An 18,028-nucleotide genomic window follows, 5' to 3' on the forward strand; every position below is an offset into this window, starting at 1 on the left:
CTCCAGCAGGGAATGTTCGTGCGCGGCCTTGGTGGGCTGTCTCGTGGGCTGTCGGTGGGCTCGCGGTGGACTGTATCCGCGCGCTGTCTTTGTATGCTGGCCGCACGCGCCGCACGCGCCGCACGCGCCGCAGGCGGCGTAGTCGTCGTCGGTAGCCGCTCGAACGTACCGCGCAGGGTAGACAACTGTACACATCGCGTCAAGATCGTTTAGAGTACCTCTATCAAACGCGCGCCCCGAGCAGCAATTCAAAGCCCACGATGAAGGCCATGAAATCCGTTTTCGACACGGCGCGGCAAACGCAGACCGACGCGCTCGCCGCGCAGCCGTTGCCCGCAGGCAAGCGCAAGCTGATCGACGCCGCGCTGCGTCTGACCGCAGGTGGGCGCAGCTTCGCGAGCCTCGGGCTGCGTGAGCTTGCGCGCGAGGCGGGGCTCAATCCGAACACCTTCTATCGTCATTTCGACACGCTCGACGATCTCGCACGCGAAGCCGTCGACTCGGTCAGCCGCCGCTTGCGGCCCATGCTGCGCCGCGAGCGCTGGCTCGCCGCGCACGACGAACCGCACAGCGTGGCGAGGCGTGCGTGTGTCGCATTCTTTCTGTTTGCGGTGGACAACCGCGAGGCGTTTCTGAGCGCGTTGGCGGAATATCACGGCACGTCGCCGGCGTTGCGCGAAGCCGTGCGCGCGACGCTTCACGCAGTGTCCGCGGAAATGGCGGACGACGTCGTGCAATTGCAGCTCATGCCGACACTCGCGCGCGACGTTGTCGATGAAGTCTGCACGCAGGTGGTGCTGCAACTGTTCCACCTTTCCGCCGAGTATCTCGATGCCGACGCCGCACGCCGTGAGGCGCTCGTCGCGTATGCCGAGCGCTTTATCGTGAGGCTGTTTGCGGGTTCGGTGCTGCTTGCGGAGCATCAGGAGGAGCGCGAGCCGGTGTCGCGGCTTGCGTGAACCGGCGCGGCGCGCGGTTGAAAAGCAAAACAGGCTCCGCGAGGGAGCCTGTTTCATGCCGATGCAAAAGCGCAGAACGCCGCGCTTGACGCGCTGTGAACAATCAGGTGTCGTCGCTCCAGCCGCCGGAATCGTCGTTGCTGCCCATGTCGATGCCGCCGCTGTTGTCGCTCCAGTCGTTCGAGCCCTGCCCGAAGTCGAGGCTGTCGCCGCCAGTGTCGCCGCTGCCGCGGCGGCGCGCTTCGTCGTCGACGATCACGTCGCGCTCCACGACACGCTCACGCCCGGAGTTCAGCGCTTCGCCGAGCAGCACGCCGGTCAGCAGGCCGCCCATGCCGCCGCCGAAACCGCCGCCTTGCTGCACGACGACAGGTGGCTGCTGCTGATACGGCCCTTGCTGCGGATAGGGCGCTTGCGGAGGATAGGGTGCCTGCTGCGGGTTGCCGAAGCGTTCGGCTTCGCGTGCATAGGGCGATTGCTCATTGCCTGCCGCGCCCGCCGCGTTCGCCGCGTTCGGATCCGGCCGGCCTTCGGCACGCGCGCGCAGGCTGCCGATGCGTTGCTCCAGCTCATCGAGCTGATAGGGCGGAACCGGGTTCTTGCTGTTCGATAATGCTTCGACAAGTGTGCGCAACTGGTCTTCGGTGGCTTCCACTTCCTTTTCCAGCGCTTCGTGGCCGGGCGCGTTCGAGAGCTTCACGTCGAGTTTCAGCGAACGCACGGTGTTGAGCAGCTCGGTTGCGCGCTTCAATTGCACGCGACGCTCGTCGTCGGCGCGAGTGTCGTCCTGTTTGCGGGCACGGCGCAAGGTCCAGCGCAAGACCAGGGCGATCACGCCGACGAGAATCAGAATGCCGACCCACATGCCGATGCCGGGACCGTGGCGCTCAGCCGCACGCGGGACGATTGCGGACTGTTGCTGTACGGCGGGTGCGTTCTGCTGCGCAAACGGGTTGTCGGCGCGGCTCGTCGACCGGGCTGCGGCATTGCCTGCGCGTTCCGCGTCGCGGCGAATGCGCGCCTCGGTCTGGGCAAAGCGCGTGGGGTCGGTAAAACGGATTTGCGGATCGAGCGTTTTGGCCTGTTGAAGCTGGGCGAGCGCGTCGCCATAGCGGCCTTCGCGGTCGAGCACCTGACTGTACAGGTAGTGCGCGCGTGCATTGTTCGGATGCGCCTGCAGCACTTCGGACAGGCCCGCGTCAGCCTGCTGCCAGTTGCCTTGCGACATCGCGGATTCGATCTGCTGAACCGTGGGCACGGCAAACGCCGCCGCCGAAACGAGCATCAGCGAGGCGAATGCGCTTGCAATAAGTTTTTTCATTTGCGGACCGGGCGCGGGGCGCCCGTCTCCTTCAGTCGATTGCGGCGGCCGGCGCTCCGGCGGCCGGCGATCCGGCGGCCGGCGATCCGGCGGCCGGCGGCGCTGCTGCCGATGCACCGGACGCCGCTGCGGCATGTCCATCGGCACCCGTCCGCCGTCATGCGAGCCTCACGCAATTACTGGGCCGGTGTATTGAGTTGCTTTTTCAGCGCTTCCAGACGATCTTCGACCGACGGGCCGCGGTTCAGATCGGCGAGCTTGTCGTCGAGCGCCTTGCCGCTTTTGACGTCGGCGGAATTCAGGCGTGCGTCCGATCGTGCATTCGAAAGCGCAACCTTGTCTTCCAGCTTCTGGAAATCTTCCGCCAGATTCTTCCCGCCAATGCCGCCGAGCGCAGTTGCCGCCACGTCTTTCGCCTCGGCGATCTGCTGCTTGGCTTGCAGAATGTTGGAACGCGCGTTCAGGTCGTTGCGGCGCGCACGCATGTCCTCGATCTGGCTCTTCAGTTGCGCGACCGACGGCTCGAGCGTGGCGAGTTCCTTCGTCAGCGCATCGCGTTCGGCCTCGGCAGTAGCCTGCGCGCCGAGCGCCTCGCGCGCGAGCGCTTCGTCGCCGGCTTGCAGCGCACGCCTCGCGCCGTCTTCGTATTTCTTCGCCTTGTCGGCGGCAACGTCGCGCTTGCTTTGCTGCGTGGCCACTTGCGCCTGAATTTCGATCAACGAATTTTCGGCCTTGCCGATGCTCTCGTCGAGCTCGCGCACGATCTGGCGCGAGTCGCGCGACGGGTCTTGCACGGAGTCGGCCGCGTCGTTCAGGAGACCTTTTAGCGTGCGCGAAATGCTGTCAAAAAGCGACATGAAAACCTCCAAAGAATTGTGTCGGCGCTGAAAAATTTCCGCGCATCCAACTGCTTGCCATTGCTACTTTACGCCGCCGCGCAAAAGGCAGAGCAAGCAGTGTAGGCAGCGCAGCGTTCGGACCGCAGGTCGGGGCGCGCGCGCCGAATGCAATAGCGCGAGCGCAGATTGTCCTGTTCGTTCGTGCCACGCGTGGCGAAGCGGGTAGCTCGCAACGATGATTATGCGGGACGTCCCTTCAGCAGCTCGCGGATATTACACCACGGCCTCTCTTAAAATGGCCTTAAAGGGCACGATGCGCGAGAGCTGAGTATGAGAGCGGCGAGTGTCGCCGGCGTGAATTGCGCGGGGCAGGCATGAGCGTGCGAGTCGCCGCAAGAGGGGTGCGGCCGCGTCTTCCTCATCGGCGTCGCGCGTCCATTGGGCTTGGCTATCGATCCTGGTCTATTGCTAGGCGAAGCGGCCGCCCTCGGTGCCGAGGTCGCCTTGCGGCTCGTCGTCCTCAGGCGTGGTGTCGAGACGAGGGCGCCCGAACACGCTCTTCATGCGCGATTGCGTGCTCGCGGTGACGGGCGCTGGCGTGCCGCTCGCGGCCGCGCGGGCGGCGGCGATTCGCGCCACGGCCTCGGCGGTCGCGACGGCGTTCGCATCGACTTCGGTAGTGAGCGCGGCGAGCACGTCTGCGGGCAGCAGCGGGGCAGGTGTCGAAGCGCTCGGCATGCTGTCCGCCGGGGCTTGGCCCGCCGGCGCGGGCATCCGCGACTCGCGCGCCGTGCCGCTTGCCGCGGCGAACGGCGCTGCGTCCGCATCGATATTTGCATTGGCACTGGCATCGGCGAGCGGCTGTGCCTCACCGCTCGCGCGCGCTCGTAGCGCGGCGGGCAACGCTGCGCGCTCACTTGCGCTGCCATGTGCTGTGCCGTGCGCGGTGTCGTGCGCGGTGTCGTGCGCGGCGTCTCGTGCGGTATGGTTCGCAACGCGCCGCAGCGCCGCGTCCAGCGCATCGGGCGCACGCGGCGCATTGAGCCGGTCGACGATGCTCGCCGCTTTCACCTGCTCGCTCGTTGCGTCGAAGCTCAGCACGGCGCGCCGCATGAGCTCGCTGACGCTGATACCGTGCTGCTCGGCTGCGGCGGCTATCGCGCGTTTCTGCGCGGGCGTGACGAATACGACGATGCGTTCGCTGGGCTTTGTCATGATCGGCTCGCATACTTGTTGGGCATGGCGCTTCGCGGCGCGCATCGGTGTGCGCGCAGTCCATCATATGACGAGTTGCGTCGGTGGGAAACGGGCGCGTCGCAAAAATGCCGTGACATCAATGGCTTGTCGCGTTTTCTGTGGGCTTGTCCACAGGGCTGTCAACTTTTTCTGTTGATAACTCCGGCAGTGTGCGCAAGCGCATCGAAAGCTTGCCGAAACTACTCACGTGCTCGCCGGGTGGACTTGCGCGAAGGGAACTCTTACAAAAAAACTGCGTTGGGCGGCGCTTGATTTCTTTAAAATGCGCTGTTACGTTGCGCCGGATACTGTGCCGGGATGCGCCGTGGCGACTCGCCGGGGGCAAAGGGTCGCGCGGCGGTTTGCGTCCCGCACAGCGCCCGCTCGGTATTCAAGCGCGCCTCATGCGCGAGAACAAGGCGGTGACTCAAGCCGTTGAGTAACACGGTTGAGCAACGCGCTCGAGTCTCGCGGTCGAGTCTCGCGCCCACTATTCCAGTCATGCCAATCATCAAACCACCGCATTCTTCGCATTCTCCCGCCGGTCAAGACCGGGACTCCTACCGCCGCACCCAGGGACGCAACGCCGCTTCGCGCGACGCAGACGAAGGCGGCCGCTCGCTCGGCGCAAGCATCGCAATCTGGTTTGCGAGCCTCGTTGCGATTGTCGCCGTGGTGGGCGCGCTGATCGTCGGCTATGCACTCGTCGTCATGGGGCCGCAACTGCCTTCGCTCGAGGCGCTTACCGACTATCGCCCGAAAGTGCCGCTGCGTGTCTACACGGCCGACCACGTGCTGATCGGCGAATTCGGCGAGGAACGGCGCAGCCTCGTGCGCTTCCAGGACATTCCCGACCAGATGAAAAAAGCGGTGCTCGCCATCGAGGACTATCGCTTCTACGAGCACGGCGGCGTCGACTTTCTCGGCATTCTGCGCGCCGGCTTTGCGGACATTGCGCACGGCGGCGCCTCGCAGGGCGCGAGCACGATCACGATGCAGGTCGCGCGCAACTTTTTTCTGTCGAGTGAAAAGACCTACACGCGCAAGATCTACGAAATGCTGCTCGCGTACAAGATTGAACGCGCGCTGACGAAAGACCAGATTCTCGAGCTGTACATGAACCAGATCTATCTGGGCGAGCGCGCTTATGGCTTTGCGGCGGCCGCGCGCGTGTACTTCGGCAAGGATCTGAAAGACATCACGCTCGCTCAGGCCGCGATGCTCGCGGGCCTGCCGAAAGCGCCGTCTGCGTATAACCCGGTGGTCAATCCGAAGCGCGCGAAGATCCGTCAGGAATACATTCTCAGGCGCATGCTCGAGCTTCGCTACATCAGTCAGGAGCAGTACGATCAGGCGGTGAAGGAAGAGATTCACACGCGCAATCCGGGCAACGAGTACAGCGTGCACGCCGAGTACATCGCCGAAATGGTTCGTCAGATGATGTACGCGCAGTACAAGGACGAGACCTACACGCGCGGCCTGAACGTGACGACCACAATCGATTCGGCGGATCAGGACGCCGCGTACCGCGCGGTGCGCAAGGGCGTGATGGATTACGAGCGGCGCCACGGCTATCGCGGGCCCGAAGGTTTCGTGCAACTGCCGGCGGCGGGCGACGAGCGCGACCAGGCTATCGACGACGCGCTGACCGACCATCCGGATAACGGCGAGATCGTCGCCGCGGTGGTCACGGAGGCGGCTCCGAAACAGGTGAAGGCGCAACTGGTCGACGGCACGCAACTCACTATCAGCGGCGAAGGGCTGCGGTTTGTCGCGAGTGCGCTGAGCGCGCGTGCCCCGGCCGCGACGAAAATCAAGCCGGGCTCGATCGTGCGCGTGATGAGCGACGACAAAGGCAACTGGCAGATCACGCAGCTTCCGCAAGTGGAAGGGGCGCTCGTGTCGCTCACGCCGCAGGACGGTGCGATTCGCGCGCTGGTCGGCGGCTTCGACTTCAACAAGAACAAGTTCAACCACGTGACGCAGGCATGGCGTCAGCCGGGGTCGAGCTTCAAGCCGTTCATCTATTCGGCGGCGCTCGACAAGGGGCTCGGACCGGCCACGATCATCAACGACGCGCCTCTGTACTTCCCGTCGAGCACGCCCGGCGGCGAAGCGTGGGAGCCCAAGGACGACGACCAGCCGGACGGCCCGATGCCGATGCGTCTCGCGTTGCAGAAGTCGAAGAACCTCGTGTCGATTCGCATTCTGTCGTACATCGGCACGAAGTACGCACAGGACTTCGTCACGCAGCGCTTCGGCTTCGACGCCGACAAGACGCCGCCGTATCTGCCGATGGCGCTTGGCGCAGGGCTCGTCACGCCGTTGCAGTCGGCGGGCGCGTATTCGGTGTTCGCGAACGGCGGCTATCGCATCAACCCGTATCTGATCAGCGAAGTGACGGACGCGCGCGGTGAGCCGCTTTCGAAAGCGCAGCCGCTCACCGCCGGCCGCGACGCGCCGCGCACGCTCGAGCCGCGCAACGCTTACATCATGAACAGCCTGCTGCACTCGGTCGCGACGGCCGGCACGGGTGCGGGCACCAACGTGCTGCATCGCTCGGACCTGCAGGGCAAGACCGGTACCACGAACGACGCGAAAGACGGTTGGTTCGCCGGTTATCAGCAGTCGCTGGTGGCCGTGGCGTGGATGGGTTACGACCAGCCGAAGACACTTGGCAGCCGCGAATTCGGCGCGCAACTGGCGCTGCCCATCTGGGTCGAGTACATGCAGCGCGCGTTGCGCGGCGTGCCGCAAAGCGAGCCGGCGCAGCCTGAGGGCGTGACGACCGTCGACGGCGAACTGTTTTATTCCGACATGACGCCGGGCAATGGCTTTGTGGCGAGCATCGGGCTGGACTCGGCGAATCCGACAGCGGGCGTCAGCGATGCAGTGGGCGGCGTGGGGCCTGCGGGCATGACGCCGCCGACGGTGCCGCCGCCGAGCGTGTCGTCGAATGAGAAAAAGCAGATCATGGATCTGTTTGAATCGAATAAGCCTTGATGGGGGAAGCGCGTGTGGCGGGGAGGGTAGGGCTGCACGCGTAAGCGCTTTCCATCTTGAGCGCGACCTGGTTTGGCGGCGAGCGGAACGTCAGGCCACGCGCCTGCACACGGTTGTTGTACGGGCCATCTGTACGGGCCATCGCGTCGATTGCCAGGGGCATCGGCGCGTTTTGCTCCGTTCCACACCGCGCGCCGCAATTCCAAACCGCTCGACGGTTTAGCCCGCTTATCAGAAAGTTTTCAACAGCCTCTTCAACACGAAGTGGGGATAACTGCGACGCATCAGGCTGCGGCGACCGCGGCAACCTTGCAGATCAATTCGCATTCCCAGGCTTGTCGCCTGCCGCTTGCGAAGTGGCCTGCGGGGTGGCCTGCAACCCCGCCTGCGCCTCATCCCCCACGGGCGGCTCGCCCATCGCCTGAAACAACGCCGCCGTATCCGTGAGCCGCGCGCTGGTGTAGCGAATCTCATCGAGCTGTGCATTTCGAAACTGCTGCTCGCTCGCGCGTGTCGACGCGACCGGCACAGCGCCGAGCCGATAGCGCGCCGCGGTTTCGTCGAAAATACCCTGCGCCGAACGCGCCGCCGTGTTCGCTGCGTCGAGCGCCTGCGCGTCGTGTTCCAGCGCGGCGAGCGTATCGGCGACGTTCTGGAACGCAGCGAGCACCGTCTGCTTGTATTGCGACACCGTGGCCTCGTAGGTGTTCATCGCTGCGCGGCGCTGTGCCACCAGCGCGCCGCCATGAAAGAGCGGCTGCGAGAGCGACGCGCCGATGCTCCAGATCGCGCCCGCGCCCGACAGCGCCACGGGCCAGCTAAAGCCGCCTTGTCCCATCGACGCGCTCAGCGACAGGCTCGGATACATCTGTGCGGTCGCCACGCCGACATCGGCGGCGGCGGCTTTCAGCGCGGCGTCGGCGGCCTGGATGTCGGGCCGCGCGCGCAACAGTTCGCTCGGCACCACCACCGGCACCTGCTGCGGAAGACGCAGGCTCGCGAGTTCGAGGTCCCCGGGTGCCGCGTCCGGCGTGCGGCCGAGCAGCACGGCGAGCGCATGGCGCGTGGTCTGCCATTGCTGCCTGAGCCCGGGCAAACTCGCCGAGAGGCTCGCCGCATTTTGTTGCGCGCTCAACTGATCGGCGTGCGAAACGGCGCCGAGCGCGTAGCGCCGTTGGGTATCGCGAGCCTGTTCGTTGGCGAGCGTCACGAGCCGCTCGGTCGTGTCGATCTGCGCGTGCAACGCGGCGCTCGTGATCGCGGCGCTTACGATGTTGGCGGCGAGCGCGCGCCGCGCGGCGTCGAGTTGGTACGCCTGCACGTTCACGCGCGCGGCCAGCGCAGCGTCCGCGAGACGGGCGGCGCCGAACAGGTCGATCGTGTAGTGCGCCTGCAATTGGCCGACGAAGATGTTGTACAGGAACGTGTTGGAGCCGATCTCGGGAATCGCCAGCGCGCGATTGCGCGTGGCCTGGCCGCCGGCGTCGATGGTAGGCAGCAGCGAACTGCCGATCTGTGCCCGCAACTGTTCGCGCGCGGCTGCAAGCGTTTGTTCGGTGGCGGCGAGCGTCGGGCTATTGCGCAGCCCTTCGTCGACGAGCGCATTCAACGCATCGGACTGATACAGCTTCCACCATTGCGGCACCGGCTTCGCGCCGACCATGAACTGTTGCGCCACGCCTTGGGCGGCGACCGTCTGCGCAGGCTGCGCTTCGCTGCCGTAGTGAACGGGCTGCGGCAGCGCGGGCGGCTCGCCGCTCGGACCGAACGAACACGCGGCAAGCATCGACGCGCATGCGACGAGCGAGGCGGGCATCGCGAAGCGGGTCGCCGGGAGACGCACCAGGAAACCCGCAGCGCGGCGAACGAAGCGCACATCTGCAAACTGGCTCATGCTCAATTCCCCGTATGGGCCGCGCCGGACGCCGACGGCGTGGGCGGTTCGCGCTCGTCGTTACGTACGCGGAACGACATCGCATAGAGCGCCGGCAAATAGAACAAGGTGAGAATGGTCGCGCTCGTAATGCCGCCCATCAGCGCGGTGGCCATTGGTCCGAAAAAGTTCGAGCGCAACAGCGGAATCAGCGCGAGCACGGCGGCCGCGGCGGTCAGCGTAATTGGGCGGAAGCGCCGCACAGTGGCGCCGACAATCGCGTCGAAGCGCTTGTGCCCGGAGGCAATATCCTGCTCAATCTGGTCGACCAGAATGACCGAGTTACGCATGATGATGCCGAACATCGCGATCACGCCGAGCATGGCGACGAAGCCGAACGGCTGGCCGAACAGCAGCAGCGTGAAGACCACGCCGATCAGTCCGAGCGGCGCGGTCAGCACGACCATCAGCACGCGAGCGAAGCTTTGCAACTGGACCATCAGCAGCGTGAGCACCGCGATAATCATGATCGGAATTTGCGCATTGATCGAAGTCTGGCCCTTGCCGCTTTCCTCCACGGAGCCGCCTATCTCGATCCGGTAGCCGACCGGCAAACTGGCGCGAATCGGCGCAAGCGCGCGGTCCACCGCATGCGTGACGTCGATGCCTTGCGCGCCCGGCGCGACATCGGACTGCACGGTGATCGTCGGCTGGCGGTCGCGCTCCCATATCACGCCGTACTCGAGATCGTTGCGCAGATGCCCGAGCGTGCCCAGCGGCACCGCGCCGTTCGGCGTAGGCATGGCGAGCGTGACAAGCTTTGCCGGGTCCACGCGCTCGGCCTTCGGCGCGCGCAGGTCGACGCTGATCAGCTTGTCGCGCTCGCGGTACTGCGTGACGGTATAGCCGGAGAGCGTCATCGCGAGGAAGCTCGAAATGTCGTCGGAGCTCACGCCGAGCTCGCGCGCCTTTTTCTGGTCGATCTCGAAGCGAACCGAGCGTTCGGCCGGTTCGTCCCAGTCGAACTGCACGTTGCGCGTGCCGGCGTCGGCGCGCAGCGTCGCGGCGACGCGTTCGGCGATCGAGCGCACCGTCGCGATCTCGTCGCCGCTCACGCGGAACTGCACCGGATAACCGACCGGCGGTCCGTTTTCGAGGCGTGACAGACGCGTGCGGATTGCGGGGAAATGATTGCGCAGTTCCGGCTCGAGCCATTGCGCGAGCTTCTCGCGGTCTTTCACGGACTTGGCGGTAATCACGAACTGCGCGAAGTTCGGCTGGGTGAGCTGCTGATCGAGCGGCAGATAAAAGCGCGGCGCGCCGCTGCCGACGAAGTCCACCGAGTGCGCAATCTCAGGGCGGCCCACCAGTGCCTTTTCCAGCCGCTTGGCCTCGCGCAGCGTGGCCTCGAACGACGCACCCTCCGGCAGGCGCACGTCCACCAGCAGTTCCGGCCGGTCCGAGCTTGGGAAAAACTGCTGTGGCACCAGCGAGAAGCCCGCCATTGCCAGCACGAACAGCACCACGGTAATCGCGAGCACGATGAAGCGCCGCTCGATGCACCAGCCGATCCAGCCACGCAGACGCGCGTAGAAGCGCGTGTCGTAGATGTCGTGCTCGTGGTCGTGCGCCTCGTGTGCCTCGCGCTTGCGCTCGGGCAGCAGGTGATAGCCGAGCAGCGGAATCAGCACCACCGCCGCAAGCCACGATGCGATCAGTGCAATGGCCGACACTTCGAAGATGGAGCGGGTGTATTCGCCGGTGCTCGACTTGGCGAGCGCAATCGGCAGGAAACCCGACACGGTGACGAGCGTGCCGGTGAGCATCGGAAACGCGGTGCTGGTATAGGCGAAGGCCGCGGCGCGCGCGCGGTTCCAGCCCTGCTCGAGTTTCACCGCCATCATTTCCACGGCGATGATCGCGTCGTCGACAAGCAGGCCGAGCGCGAGCACGAGCGTGCCGAGCGAGACCTTGTGCAGCCCGATGTCGAACAGATACATGCACAGCGCCGTGACGGCGAGCACGACCGGAATCGAGATGACCACCACCATGCCAGTGCGCACGCCGAGCGACACGAGGCTGACCACCAGCACGATCGCGACGGCTTCTGCCACGGCTTCCAGGAAGTCGTCGACGGAATGGGCGACCGCGTGCGGCATGCTCGACACCTCGGTCAACTGCAGGCCGGCGGGCAGGGCTTTGCGCAGGCGCAGCATCTGGGCGTCGAGCGCCTTGCCGAGGCGGATCACGTCGCCGCCTGGCTGCATCGTCACGCCGATGCCGAGCACCGGCTTGCCGCCCGCGCGCATTTGCGTGACGGCCGGGTCGTCGTAGCCGCGCCTGATCGTGGCGATATCGCCGAGACGGAACGAGCGGCCGTTGATGCGGATCAGCATGTCGGCAAGCGCATCGACGTTCCCGAACTGGCCCGTGGGACGCACGAATACGCGGTCGTCGGTGGTGGTCAGCGTGCCGGCTTGCGACACCGCGTTCTGCGCGTTGATCGCCTGGCCGAGCTGCTGCGGCGAAATGCCAAGCCGCGTGAGCTGCGTATTGGCAATCTCAATGTAGATGTGCTGGTTGGGGTCGCCGAAGTAGTCGACCTTGGCGACGCCGGGTACGCGCAGCAGCACGGTGCGCAACTGGTCCGCATAATCGTGCAGTTGCGCGGGCGAGAAGCCGTCGCCTTCGAGCGTGTAGATGTTGGTGTAGACGTCGCCGAATTCGTCGTTGAAGAAAGGGCCTTGCACGCCCTGCGGCAAGGTCGCCGCAATGTCGCCGACTTTCTTGCGCACCTGATACCAGGTTTCCTGCACCTGGCTGACCGGCGCGGAGTCTTTCATCGTGAAGAACATCAGCGACTCGCCAGGGCGCGAGTAACTGCGCAGGAAGTCGATGGCAGGCGTCTCCTGCAACTTGCGGCCGATGCGGTCCGTGACCTGTTCCTGCACCTGCCGCGCCGTTGCGCCGGGCCAGAAGGTGCGGATCACCATCACGCGGAACGTGAACGGCGGGTCTTCCGACTGCGCGAGGCGCGTGTACGCGAGGATGCCGAAGGCAGTGGCGAGCGCGATCAGAAACACGACCAGCGCCTGATGGCGCAGCGCCCACGCGGACAGGTTGAAGCGTCCCTCTTCATGGGTCGTGCTCATGAAGCGAAGTCCTCGGGATGCAGCGGCGCGACGGCGCGCACTTTTTCTCCGGCGCTCACCGTGTGCACGCCTTGCAGCACGACGTGCTCGCCGTCCTTCAGACCCTGGCTCACCACGATCGTGCGCTCGTTGTAGCGCGCAACCGTGACGCGGCGCAGTTCAAGCGCGCTGTCTGCCGCCCGCACGACCCATACGGCTGGTTGCGGGCCGTCGTGAAAGAGCGCGGTGGCCGGCAACACGAAGAAGCCATGCTGGCCTTCGGCGCCGCTCGCGGTCGATGCGGGGGGCGCCGACAGCGCGATGTCCGCGGTCATGCCGAGGCGCACGTCGGGGCCGGGATTGTCGAGCGTGAGTTTCGCGCGATAGGTGCGGCTTTGCGGATCCGCCGCGGGCGAGAGTTCGCGCACGCGCGCCGTGAACGTGCGGCCCGGCAGCGCGCCGAGCGTGACTTTCGCGGTCTGTCCGGGCGCGAGTCCGGCGAGCGCGCTTTCGGGCACATCGCAGACCACGTCGACTTCGCCGCTCCATGCGAGGTTGTACACGGCCTGGCCCGCCGACACGTTTTGCCCCGTGTCGGCCTGCTCGGCCGTGATCACCCCTGCGTGATCCGCCACGAGCGAGGTGTACTGCAACTGGTCTTTCGCCAACGCCGCCTGCTGCGCCGCCTGGTCGCGCTGCGCAGCGGCCGACGCAAAGGCGTTCGTGGTCTGCTCCAGTTGCGCGGGCGCGATCAGATTTTCTTTGGCTTGCGCCTGATCGCGGTCCAGCTGTTGCTTCGCGTAGCGGTAGCTGTGCTCGGCGGCGGCGAGCTGCGCCTGGGCGCTCGCCGCGTTTTTCTGTGCGTCCGCCGGATCGAGCCGCGCGACGATCTGGCCGTTCTTCACCACGTCGCCGAGGCGCACGCGCCGCTCGATGATCTTGCCGCCGACGCGAAACGACAGCGGCGTCGAGTAGCGTGCCTGCACTTCGCCGGGCAAGGAGGTGACGGGCGCTGTGTTGCCGTCCGCATGAACCGCGACGGCGACGACCGGTCGCGGCTCGGGCGCGGCCGCCTCCTTCTTCGAGCATGCATTCAGTCCGACGACAGCGGCAAAAGCGAGCGCCAGAGCCGCATCGCGCGGCCGCCTGCGGCGCGGGAGCCGACCAGACTGCTGACGCATCGGCGAAGATGCGTGAAAACCGGGACGCTTCACAATGACCTCAGACAGGAAACGGCGAAGGAACAGGCAAGCCGCAGCGGCAGCCCGTGAACTGCGCAGGCCCGCTCATGCAATTGGCATACGCATCTGATTTCCGATGATTCTTCGCATTCTAATACACACATGTATTTGAATGTCGATGTGAATTGGAATTCTTTTCGGTGCTAGACTTCCGCCATGAAACGGCAAAGACTGACACGCGAGCAAAGCAAAGACCAGACACGGCAGCGTCTGCTCGATGCTGCGCAGGCAATTTTTATGAAGAAGGGCTTTGTCGCGGCAAGTGTCGAAGACATCGCGGCAGCGGCAGGCTATACGCGCGGCGCGTTCTATTCGAATTTCCGCAGCAAGAACGAGTTGTTGCTCGAACTGCTGCGGCGCGATCACGAGGTCATGCAGGCAGGCTTGCGCGCCATTTTCGAGGACGAGGCCACGCGCGAGCAGATGGAACAACGCGTGATGCACTACTACAGCAATCTGCATCGCGAGAACAAATGCTTCCTGCTGTGGGTGGAGGCGAAACTGCTCGCGGCACGCGACGGCCGTTTCCGGCTGCGTTTCAACGCGTTCCTGCACGAAAAGCTCGCGCAGCTCTCTGCTTACGTGCGCGAGTTCTCCGAGCGGGTCGGCACGCCGCTACCGTTGCCGGCGGAAATGCTGGCCATGGGCCTGATGGGTTTGTGCGACGGCGTGCAGTTCTTCCACACGGTCGATCCGCAGAATGTGCCGGGAGACATGGCGCAAGCAGTGCTGGCGGGATTTTTTGCGCGCGTCGTGTACGGGCGCAGCGCTTGAGGGCCGCCGGCGCTTAAGCCGCGCGGGCGGCAAGACGACGAGCGCCCAAGGAGCGAGGGGCGCGAGGCGAGGGGACGAACGAGAGGGGACGAACGGCGGCGCGCGTGAGCGGCGTGAGGTGAACGATGCCTCACGCGCAATGGCGCATGTGCCGCGATCAGTTCACGGTGACTTGCGTGCAGGTATCGCCAACGGGGCTCGCGCATACGAACGCATATTGGCCGCTGTAGCGCAGCACTTCCTTACCCGCATGAAGGACGACCTTGATGTCCGGGCAGCGCTCATAAGCAATGAAGGCTGAGCAGGCTGCGGCAGACCAGCAGACCAGAGAAAAGGCGATTTTTTCGAGAAGCTTGAAACGATGTGGCATGGCAATCAACGAGCGGCGTAGCGGGCGGTTCTTCGAGGCGTTATCTTACCAGTGCATAAGGGTTTCTACCTAGCCAGTTTCCGCAATAATGCGTGAAACAGTGGCGTGCACGCGTCACCGGAAGCTGACGAGATTGTCATGTGCGGGTCAGCATTGGGACAGGTCGCGTCGATACAATCGATTCGTTGGGCAAATCCGCGCGAGCCTTGTCGCGCGGGGCGATACAGGCGGCAGCGTTGCGCCGGCCCGGCATTTCGAGGCAGGAGTCGTCCCATGAATCAATTGCAGTCCATGCGCGTGTTCGTCAAGGTGGCGGACCTCGGCAGCTTCGTTCGCGCGGCAACTTCGCTGGATCTCTCCACCGCTGTGGTGACCCGTCATGTGGCGGATCTGGAGGCGCGTCTCGGCACGCGGCTGCTCAATCGAACCACGCGCCGTCTTTCGCTCACGGAATCGGGCGCCACCTATCTGGAGCGGGTGCGCCACATACTCGACGACCTGGAAGGCGTTGAGCAGATGCTGGCGGCGCGTCATCATGAGCCGGTCGGCACGTTGCGCATCGTCGCGCCGGTGGTGTTCGGGCTGCAAAGTCTGGCCCCGGCGGTGCAGTCTTACGCGGCGCGCTATCCAGACGTGGTGCCCGACGTGACGCTCGCCGACCGGCAGGCGGACCTCGTCGACGAAGGCTTCGACGTCGGCATTCTGATCGGGCGGCCGGCACGCAGCGCGAGCATCGTCACGCGGCGCTTGACCACCTGTCAGTTGACCGTATGCGCGACGCCGGCTTACCTGGAGCGCCACGGCACGCCGACGCGGCCCGAAGATCTGCGCAGCCACCCGTGCCTGAGCCGTCCGCCGGAGCAGGGCGGCGAGGAGCGCGTGTTCAGCGGACCGCAGGGATCTGTCCGCGTGCGGCCCGCGAACGCGATCGCCGCGAACAATAGCGAGATGCTGCGGCAGTTCGCGCTACTCGGCATGGGCGTCGCAATCCTGCCGAGCTATCTGATCGGGCGGGACCTGGCGGAGGGCCGGCTTGTCGAATTGCTCGGCGATTATCGTCTGCCCGAGATCGAAATCACCATTGCTTATCCGAGCCGCCTTCACTTGCCGGCGAAGGTGCGGACCTTTGTCGATCATCTGGTCGAGCATTTCCAGTCGGACGCGACCGCGCCGGCGCGCACCGCGCGGCAGCTGAAGCCCGCGCATTCGCTTCGGACCTCGGCGGGCCGGGCCGGGCGCCCGCGCGCGGCCGCGGCGGCGTCGCTGTCTGCCTGAAAGCCGCCACCGCTCAGATCCACAGATCGTTGACGGCCGTGCGTTCGCTGGTTTCCTCGCCGGTGTTGCGCACGCCGCGCGGCTCCACCAGCAGCAGCTTGACCTCGCGTTCGGCGAACGGCTTGTGTTCGGTGCCCTTGGGCACGACGAACATTTCGCCCGCTGACAGCGTCACGAAACCGTCGCGCATGTCGATGCGCAACTGGCCGTCCAGCACGATGAAGGTTTCGTCGGTGTCCGCGTGCTGGTGCCACACGAAATCGCCCTCGATACGCACGACCTTGAACTGGTAGTCGTTCATTTCCGCGACCACGCGCGCTTGCCATTGGTCGTCGAACAGCGCGAGTTTTTCTGCAAAATTGATCGCGCGATAGGCTTTCTGGTTGGTGAGAGTGTCGGACATGCGGTGCTCCTTCGAAAGAGGGTGGCTGTTTCCGGAAGAAGCGTAGCGGGTGCGGTGCGCAGAGGTCTTGAACGTTTGTGGGCGCGCGGTGTTCTGAGAGGCGGGATTTGGCGCTGCGATCTGAATTGGCTTCGGGGCTGCGGTTGGTATCGCGTTTTGCGTTGCGCCTTGAATTGCGTTTTGTGCTTTGTTTTCTGCTTTGTTTTGCGATGCGTTTTTCCGGAGCATTTTGCGGTGCGTTTTCCGGAGCGTTTTGCGGTGCGTTTCCCGCCGGCCTTGCGCGCTATGCCCTGTCCCGCGATGAAATCCCCAGCATCCCGAGCCACTGCGCCGGCGCCACGCCCCACGCGCGCTTGAAGTGCCGTGTCATATGGCTCTGGTCGGCGAAGCCGCTGGCGGCGGAGGCATCCGCGAGCGGCATGCCGGCGAGCGCGAGTTGACGCACGCGATCGAGCCGCCGCATCGTCAGATAGCGGTGCGGGCTCGTGCCAAACAGCGCGCGAAAGTCGTGCGACAAGCTCCAGCGGTCGCGTCCGGCGGCGGCCGCCAGTTCGTCGAGCGTCACGTTGCGCTCGAGCGACGCCAGCAGATATTCGCGGGCCCGCCGCGCGGCGCCGAAATCTACCGGGCGGCGAGTCGCGCGCGCGCCGGCTGCCGCGTGCAGCGCCATCGCCAGTTCGTAGAGGCCGTCGTCCTGTTCCAGCGGATTCATCGCGCGATCCATGCTGCTGAGCACGTTGTGCGTGGCGGCGAAAAGGCGTGGATCGTTCGACAGGCCGCCTTTGACAAACGGCAGCGGCTGGCCGCCGAGCGCTTGCTGGAACAGCGCTGGGTCCACATAGATCATGCGATACCGGAAGCCCTCGCCGGTGCCGGCCTGGCCGTCGTGCGGCTCGTCGGGGTGCAGGACCATGGTGCCGCCGGGCAGGCTGTGACGCATGCTGCCGCGATAGCGAAAGCTTTGCACGCCGGCAAGCGTGCGGCCGATCGCATAGGTATCGTGGCGGTGCATCGCATAGCCGGCGCCGTGGAAAAACGCCTCGATCCGCTCGATGCCGTCCGCGCCCGCCGCGGCTGCCGATGCCGGCGAGCGGTAGATCCAGTCCCCGCCTCGCTTTTCCACCGACGTTGTGGCTGCGGCTCGTGCAGACGCCGGGGCAGCGGTGCCGGGCGGGCTCTGCGCGGCGCCGGTCAACGGCTCGCGGGCGCTCATGGGCTCGGGCCCGGCCGGGCGCGCCGACGGGCCAAAGCACTCCGATCCGCTCACGCGCTCAAGCCTGGCCCGAAATTCCCGCCGATCAGCCGCGTGACCGAATCGACATCCGCATAATCCTGCTCAGGCAGGCCGTCGAGCATCGCCAGCACTTCGTTGCTCGCGCCGCCCTCGCGAGCTGCGTCGACAAGCGTGTCCTTGTTGGCCGGGAAGCGGACTTCGCTGAGCACGTCGGAAATCTGCAGGTCGATGGATTCCCCGGGAATGGACGGTGTCGTCATGCAAGCGCTCCTGCGGATACGGTTAGAAAATGAATGATGGCGCGCGCGAACCTCGGCTCCCATCGCCCGGGACCGGATAGCGCGAGACGAGCCGTGCGCCGCACTCGTC

The 18,028-nt window shown here is 65.5% G+C and carries 14 protein-coding genes; 4 read left to right on the forward strand and 10 right to left on the reverse strand.

The window, feature by feature from the left end; translation table 11 throughout:
* Positions 1–269: 269 nt before the first annotated feature.
* Positions 270–959 carry a TetR family transcriptional regulator gene (locus tag JNB89_RS19790; protein WP_220363335.1) on the forward strand — a complete coding sequence of 230 codons (690 nt, stop codon included), beginning with the start codon at positions 270–272 and terminating at the stop codon, positions 957–959.
* A gap of 103 nt (positions 960–1,062) precedes the next feature.
* Here the strand turns inward: JNB89_RS19790 and JNB89_RS19795 are convergent, their stop codons facing one another.
* The 3 genes from JNB89_RS19795 to JNB89_RS19805 all read right to left on the reverse strand — a co-directional run bounded on the left by JNB89_RS19795 (position 1,063) and on the right by JNB89_RS19805 (position 4,334).
* Positions 1,063–2,280 carry a tetratricopeptide repeat protein gene (locus JNB89_RS19795; protein WP_220363336.1) on the reverse strand — a complete coding sequence of 406 codons (1,218 nt, stop codon included), beginning with the start codon at positions 2,278–2,280 and terminating at the stop codon, positions 1,063–1,065.
* A gap of 176 nt (positions 2,281–2,456) precedes the next feature.
* Complete coding sequence (locus JNB89_RS19800) at positions 2,457–3,137, reverse strand: PspA/IM30 family protein (protein ID WP_013339464.1); 681 nt, start codon at positions 3,135–3,137, stop codon at positions 2,457–2,459.
* A gap of 450 nt (positions 3,138–3,587) precedes the next feature.
* The gene (locus tag JNB89_RS19805; RefSeq protein ID WP_220363337.1) at positions 3,588–4,334 is read right to left on the reverse strand and encodes a plasmid mobilization protein; all 747 of its coding nucleotides are present in this window, start codon (positions 4,332–4,334) and stop codon (positions 3,588–3,590) included.
* 522 nt (positions 4,335–4,856) lie between these two features.
* On the opposite strand from JNB89_RS19805, the gene JNB89_RS19810 reads away from it, so the two are divergent.
* Positions 4,857–7,358: a penicillin-binding protein 1A gene (locus JNB89_RS19810; RefSeq protein ID WP_135893744.1), complete on the forward strand. Its 2,502-nt coding sequence runs from the start codon at positions 4,857–4,859 to the stop codon at positions 7,356–7,358.
* A 316-nt stretch (positions 7,359–7,674) separates the two neighbouring features.
* Here JNB89_RS19810 and JNB89_RS19815 read toward each other — a convergent pair whose 3' ends face one another.
* The 3 genes from JNB89_RS19815 to JNB89_RS19825 are packed head-to-tail and all read right to left on the reverse strand — an operon-like array spanning position 7,675 to position 13,543.
* Complete coding sequence (locus tag JNB89_RS19815) at positions 7,675–9,252, reverse strand: efflux transporter outer membrane subunit (protein WP_220363338.1); 1,578 nt, start codon at positions 9,250–9,252, stop codon at positions 7,675–7,677.
* A 2-nt stretch (positions 9,253–9,254) separates the two neighbouring features.
* Positions 9,255–12,383: an efflux RND transporter permease subunit gene (locus JNB89_RS19820; RefSeq protein ID WP_220363339.1), complete on the reverse strand. Its 3,129-nt coding sequence runs from the start codon at positions 12,381–12,383 to the stop codon at positions 9,255–9,257.
* The gene (locus tag JNB89_RS19825; RefSeq protein WP_220363340.1) at positions 12,380–13,543 is read right to left on the reverse strand and encodes an efflux RND transporter periplasmic adaptor subunit; all 1,164 of its coding nucleotides are present in this window, start codon (positions 13,541–13,543) and stop codon (positions 12,380–12,382) included. The genes JNB89_RS19820 and JNB89_RS19825 overlap by 4 nt, the downstream gene beginning before the upstream one ends.
* Positions 13,544–13,759: 216 nt before the next feature.
* Between JNB89_RS19825 and JNB89_RS19830 the strand changes: the two genes are divergently transcribed.
* Positions 13,760–14,377 carry a TetR/AcrR family transcriptional regulator gene (locus JNB89_RS19830; protein WP_013339458.1) on the forward strand — a complete coding sequence of 206 codons (618 nt, stop codon included), beginning with the start codon at positions 13,760–13,762 and terminating at the stop codon, positions 14,375–14,377.
* Between the two features lie 157 nt (positions 14,378–14,534).
* Here JNB89_RS19830 and JNB89_RS19835 read toward each other — a convergent pair whose 3' ends face one another.
* A complete protein-coding gene (locus tag JNB89_RS19835) occupies positions 14,535–14,747 on the reverse strand; it encodes a hypothetical protein (RefSeq protein WP_013339457.1) in 213 nt (70 codons plus the stop codon).
* A 273-nt stretch (positions 14,748–15,020) separates the two neighbouring features.
* Between JNB89_RS19835 and JNB89_RS19840 the strand changes: the two genes are divergently transcribed.
* Complete coding sequence (locus JNB89_RS19840; protein WP_220363341.1) at positions 15,021–16,022, forward strand: LysR family transcriptional regulator; 1,002 nt, start codon at positions 15,021–15,023, stop codon at positions 16,020–16,022.
* Between the two features lie 13 nt (positions 16,023–16,035).
* Here the strand turns inward: JNB89_RS19840 and JNB89_RS19845 are convergent, their stop codons facing one another.
* The 3 genes from JNB89_RS19845 to JNB89_RS19855 form a co-directional block, all read right to left on the reverse strand.
* The gene (locus JNB89_RS19845; RefSeq protein ID WP_135893723.1) at positions 16,036–16,425 is read right to left on the reverse strand and encodes a cupin domain-containing protein; all 390 of its coding nucleotides are present in this window, start codon (positions 16,423–16,425) and stop codon (positions 16,036–16,038) included.
* 283 nt (positions 16,426–16,708) lie between these two features.
* On the reverse strand, positions 16,709–17,638 hold the full coding sequence (locus JNB89_RS19850; protein ID WP_222859004.1) for an AraC family transcriptional regulator: 930 nt from the start codon (positions 17,636–17,638) through the stop codon (positions 16,709–16,711).
* 50 nt (positions 17,639–17,688) lie between these two features.
* Positions 17,689–17,919: a DUF2795 domain-containing protein gene (locus JNB89_RS19855; protein ID WP_220363342.1), complete on the reverse strand. Its 231-nt coding sequence runs from the start codon at positions 17,917–17,919 to the stop codon at positions 17,689–17,691.
* Positions 17,920–18,028 lie beyond the last annotated feature (109 nt).

The organism is Paraburkholderia phenoliruptrix, from assembly GCF_019511605.1.
Lineage (GTDB): Bacteria > Pseudomonadota > Gammaproteobacteria > Burkholderiales > Burkholderiaceae > Paraburkholderia > Paraburkholderia phenoliruptrix_A.

Bases quoted from the DNA above. Each gene is read 5' to 3' on its own strand.
- JNB89_RS19790 (WP_220363335.1), top strand. From the start codon at position 270: ATGAAATCCGTTTTCGACACGGCGCGGCAAACGCAGACCGACGCGCTC.
- JNB89_RS19795 (WP_220363336.1), bottom strand. From the start codon at position 2,280: ATGAAAAAACTTATTGCAAGCGCATTCGCCTCGCTGATGCTCGTTTCG.
- JNB89_RS19800 (WP_013339464.1), bottom strand. From the start codon at position 3,137: ATGTCGCTTTTTGACAGCATTTCGCGCACGCTAAAAGGTCTCCTGAAC.
- JNB89_RS19805 (WP_220363337.1), bottom strand. From the start codon at position 4,334: ATGACAAAGCCCAGCGAACGCATCGTCGTATTCGTCACGCCCGCGCAG.
- JNB89_RS19810 (WP_135893744.1), top strand. From the start codon at position 4,857: ATGCCAATCATCAAACCACCGCATTCTTCGCATTCTCCCGCCGGTCAA.
- JNB89_RS19815 (WP_220363338.1), bottom strand. From the start codon at position 9,252: ATGAGCCAGTTTGCAGATGTGCGCTTCGTTCGCCGCGCTGCGGGTTTC.
- JNB89_RS19820 (WP_220363339.1), bottom strand. From the start codon at position 12,383: ATGAGCACGACCCATGAAGAGGGACGCTTCAACCTGTCCGCGTGGGCG.
- JNB89_RS19825 (WP_220363340.1), bottom strand. From the start codon at position 13,543: ATGCGTCAGCAGTCTGGTCGGCTCCCGCGCCGCAGGCGGCCGCGCGAT.
- JNB89_RS19830 (WP_013339458.1), top strand. From the start codon at position 13,760: ATGAAACGGCAAAGACTGACACGCGAGCAAAGCAAAGACCAGACACGG.
- JNB89_RS19835 (WP_013339457.1), bottom strand. From the start codon at position 14,747: ATGCCACATCGTTTCAAGCTTCTCGAAAAAATCGCCTTTTCTCTGGTC.
- JNB89_RS19840 (WP_220363341.1), top strand. From the start codon at position 15,021: ATGAATCAATTGCAGTCCATGCGCGTGTTCGTCAAGGTGGCGGACCTC.
- JNB89_RS19845 (WP_135893723.1), bottom strand. From the start codon at position 16,425: ATGTCCGACACTCTCACCAACCAGAAAGCCTATCGCGCGATCAATTTT.
- JNB89_RS19850 (WP_222859004.1), bottom strand. From the start codon at position 17,638: ATGAGCGCCCGCGAGCCGTTGACCGGCGCCGCGCAGAGCCCGCCCGGC.
- JNB89_RS19855 (WP_220363342.1), bottom strand. From the start codon at position 17,919: ATGACGACACCGTCCATTCCCGGGGAATCCATCGACCTGCAGATTTCC.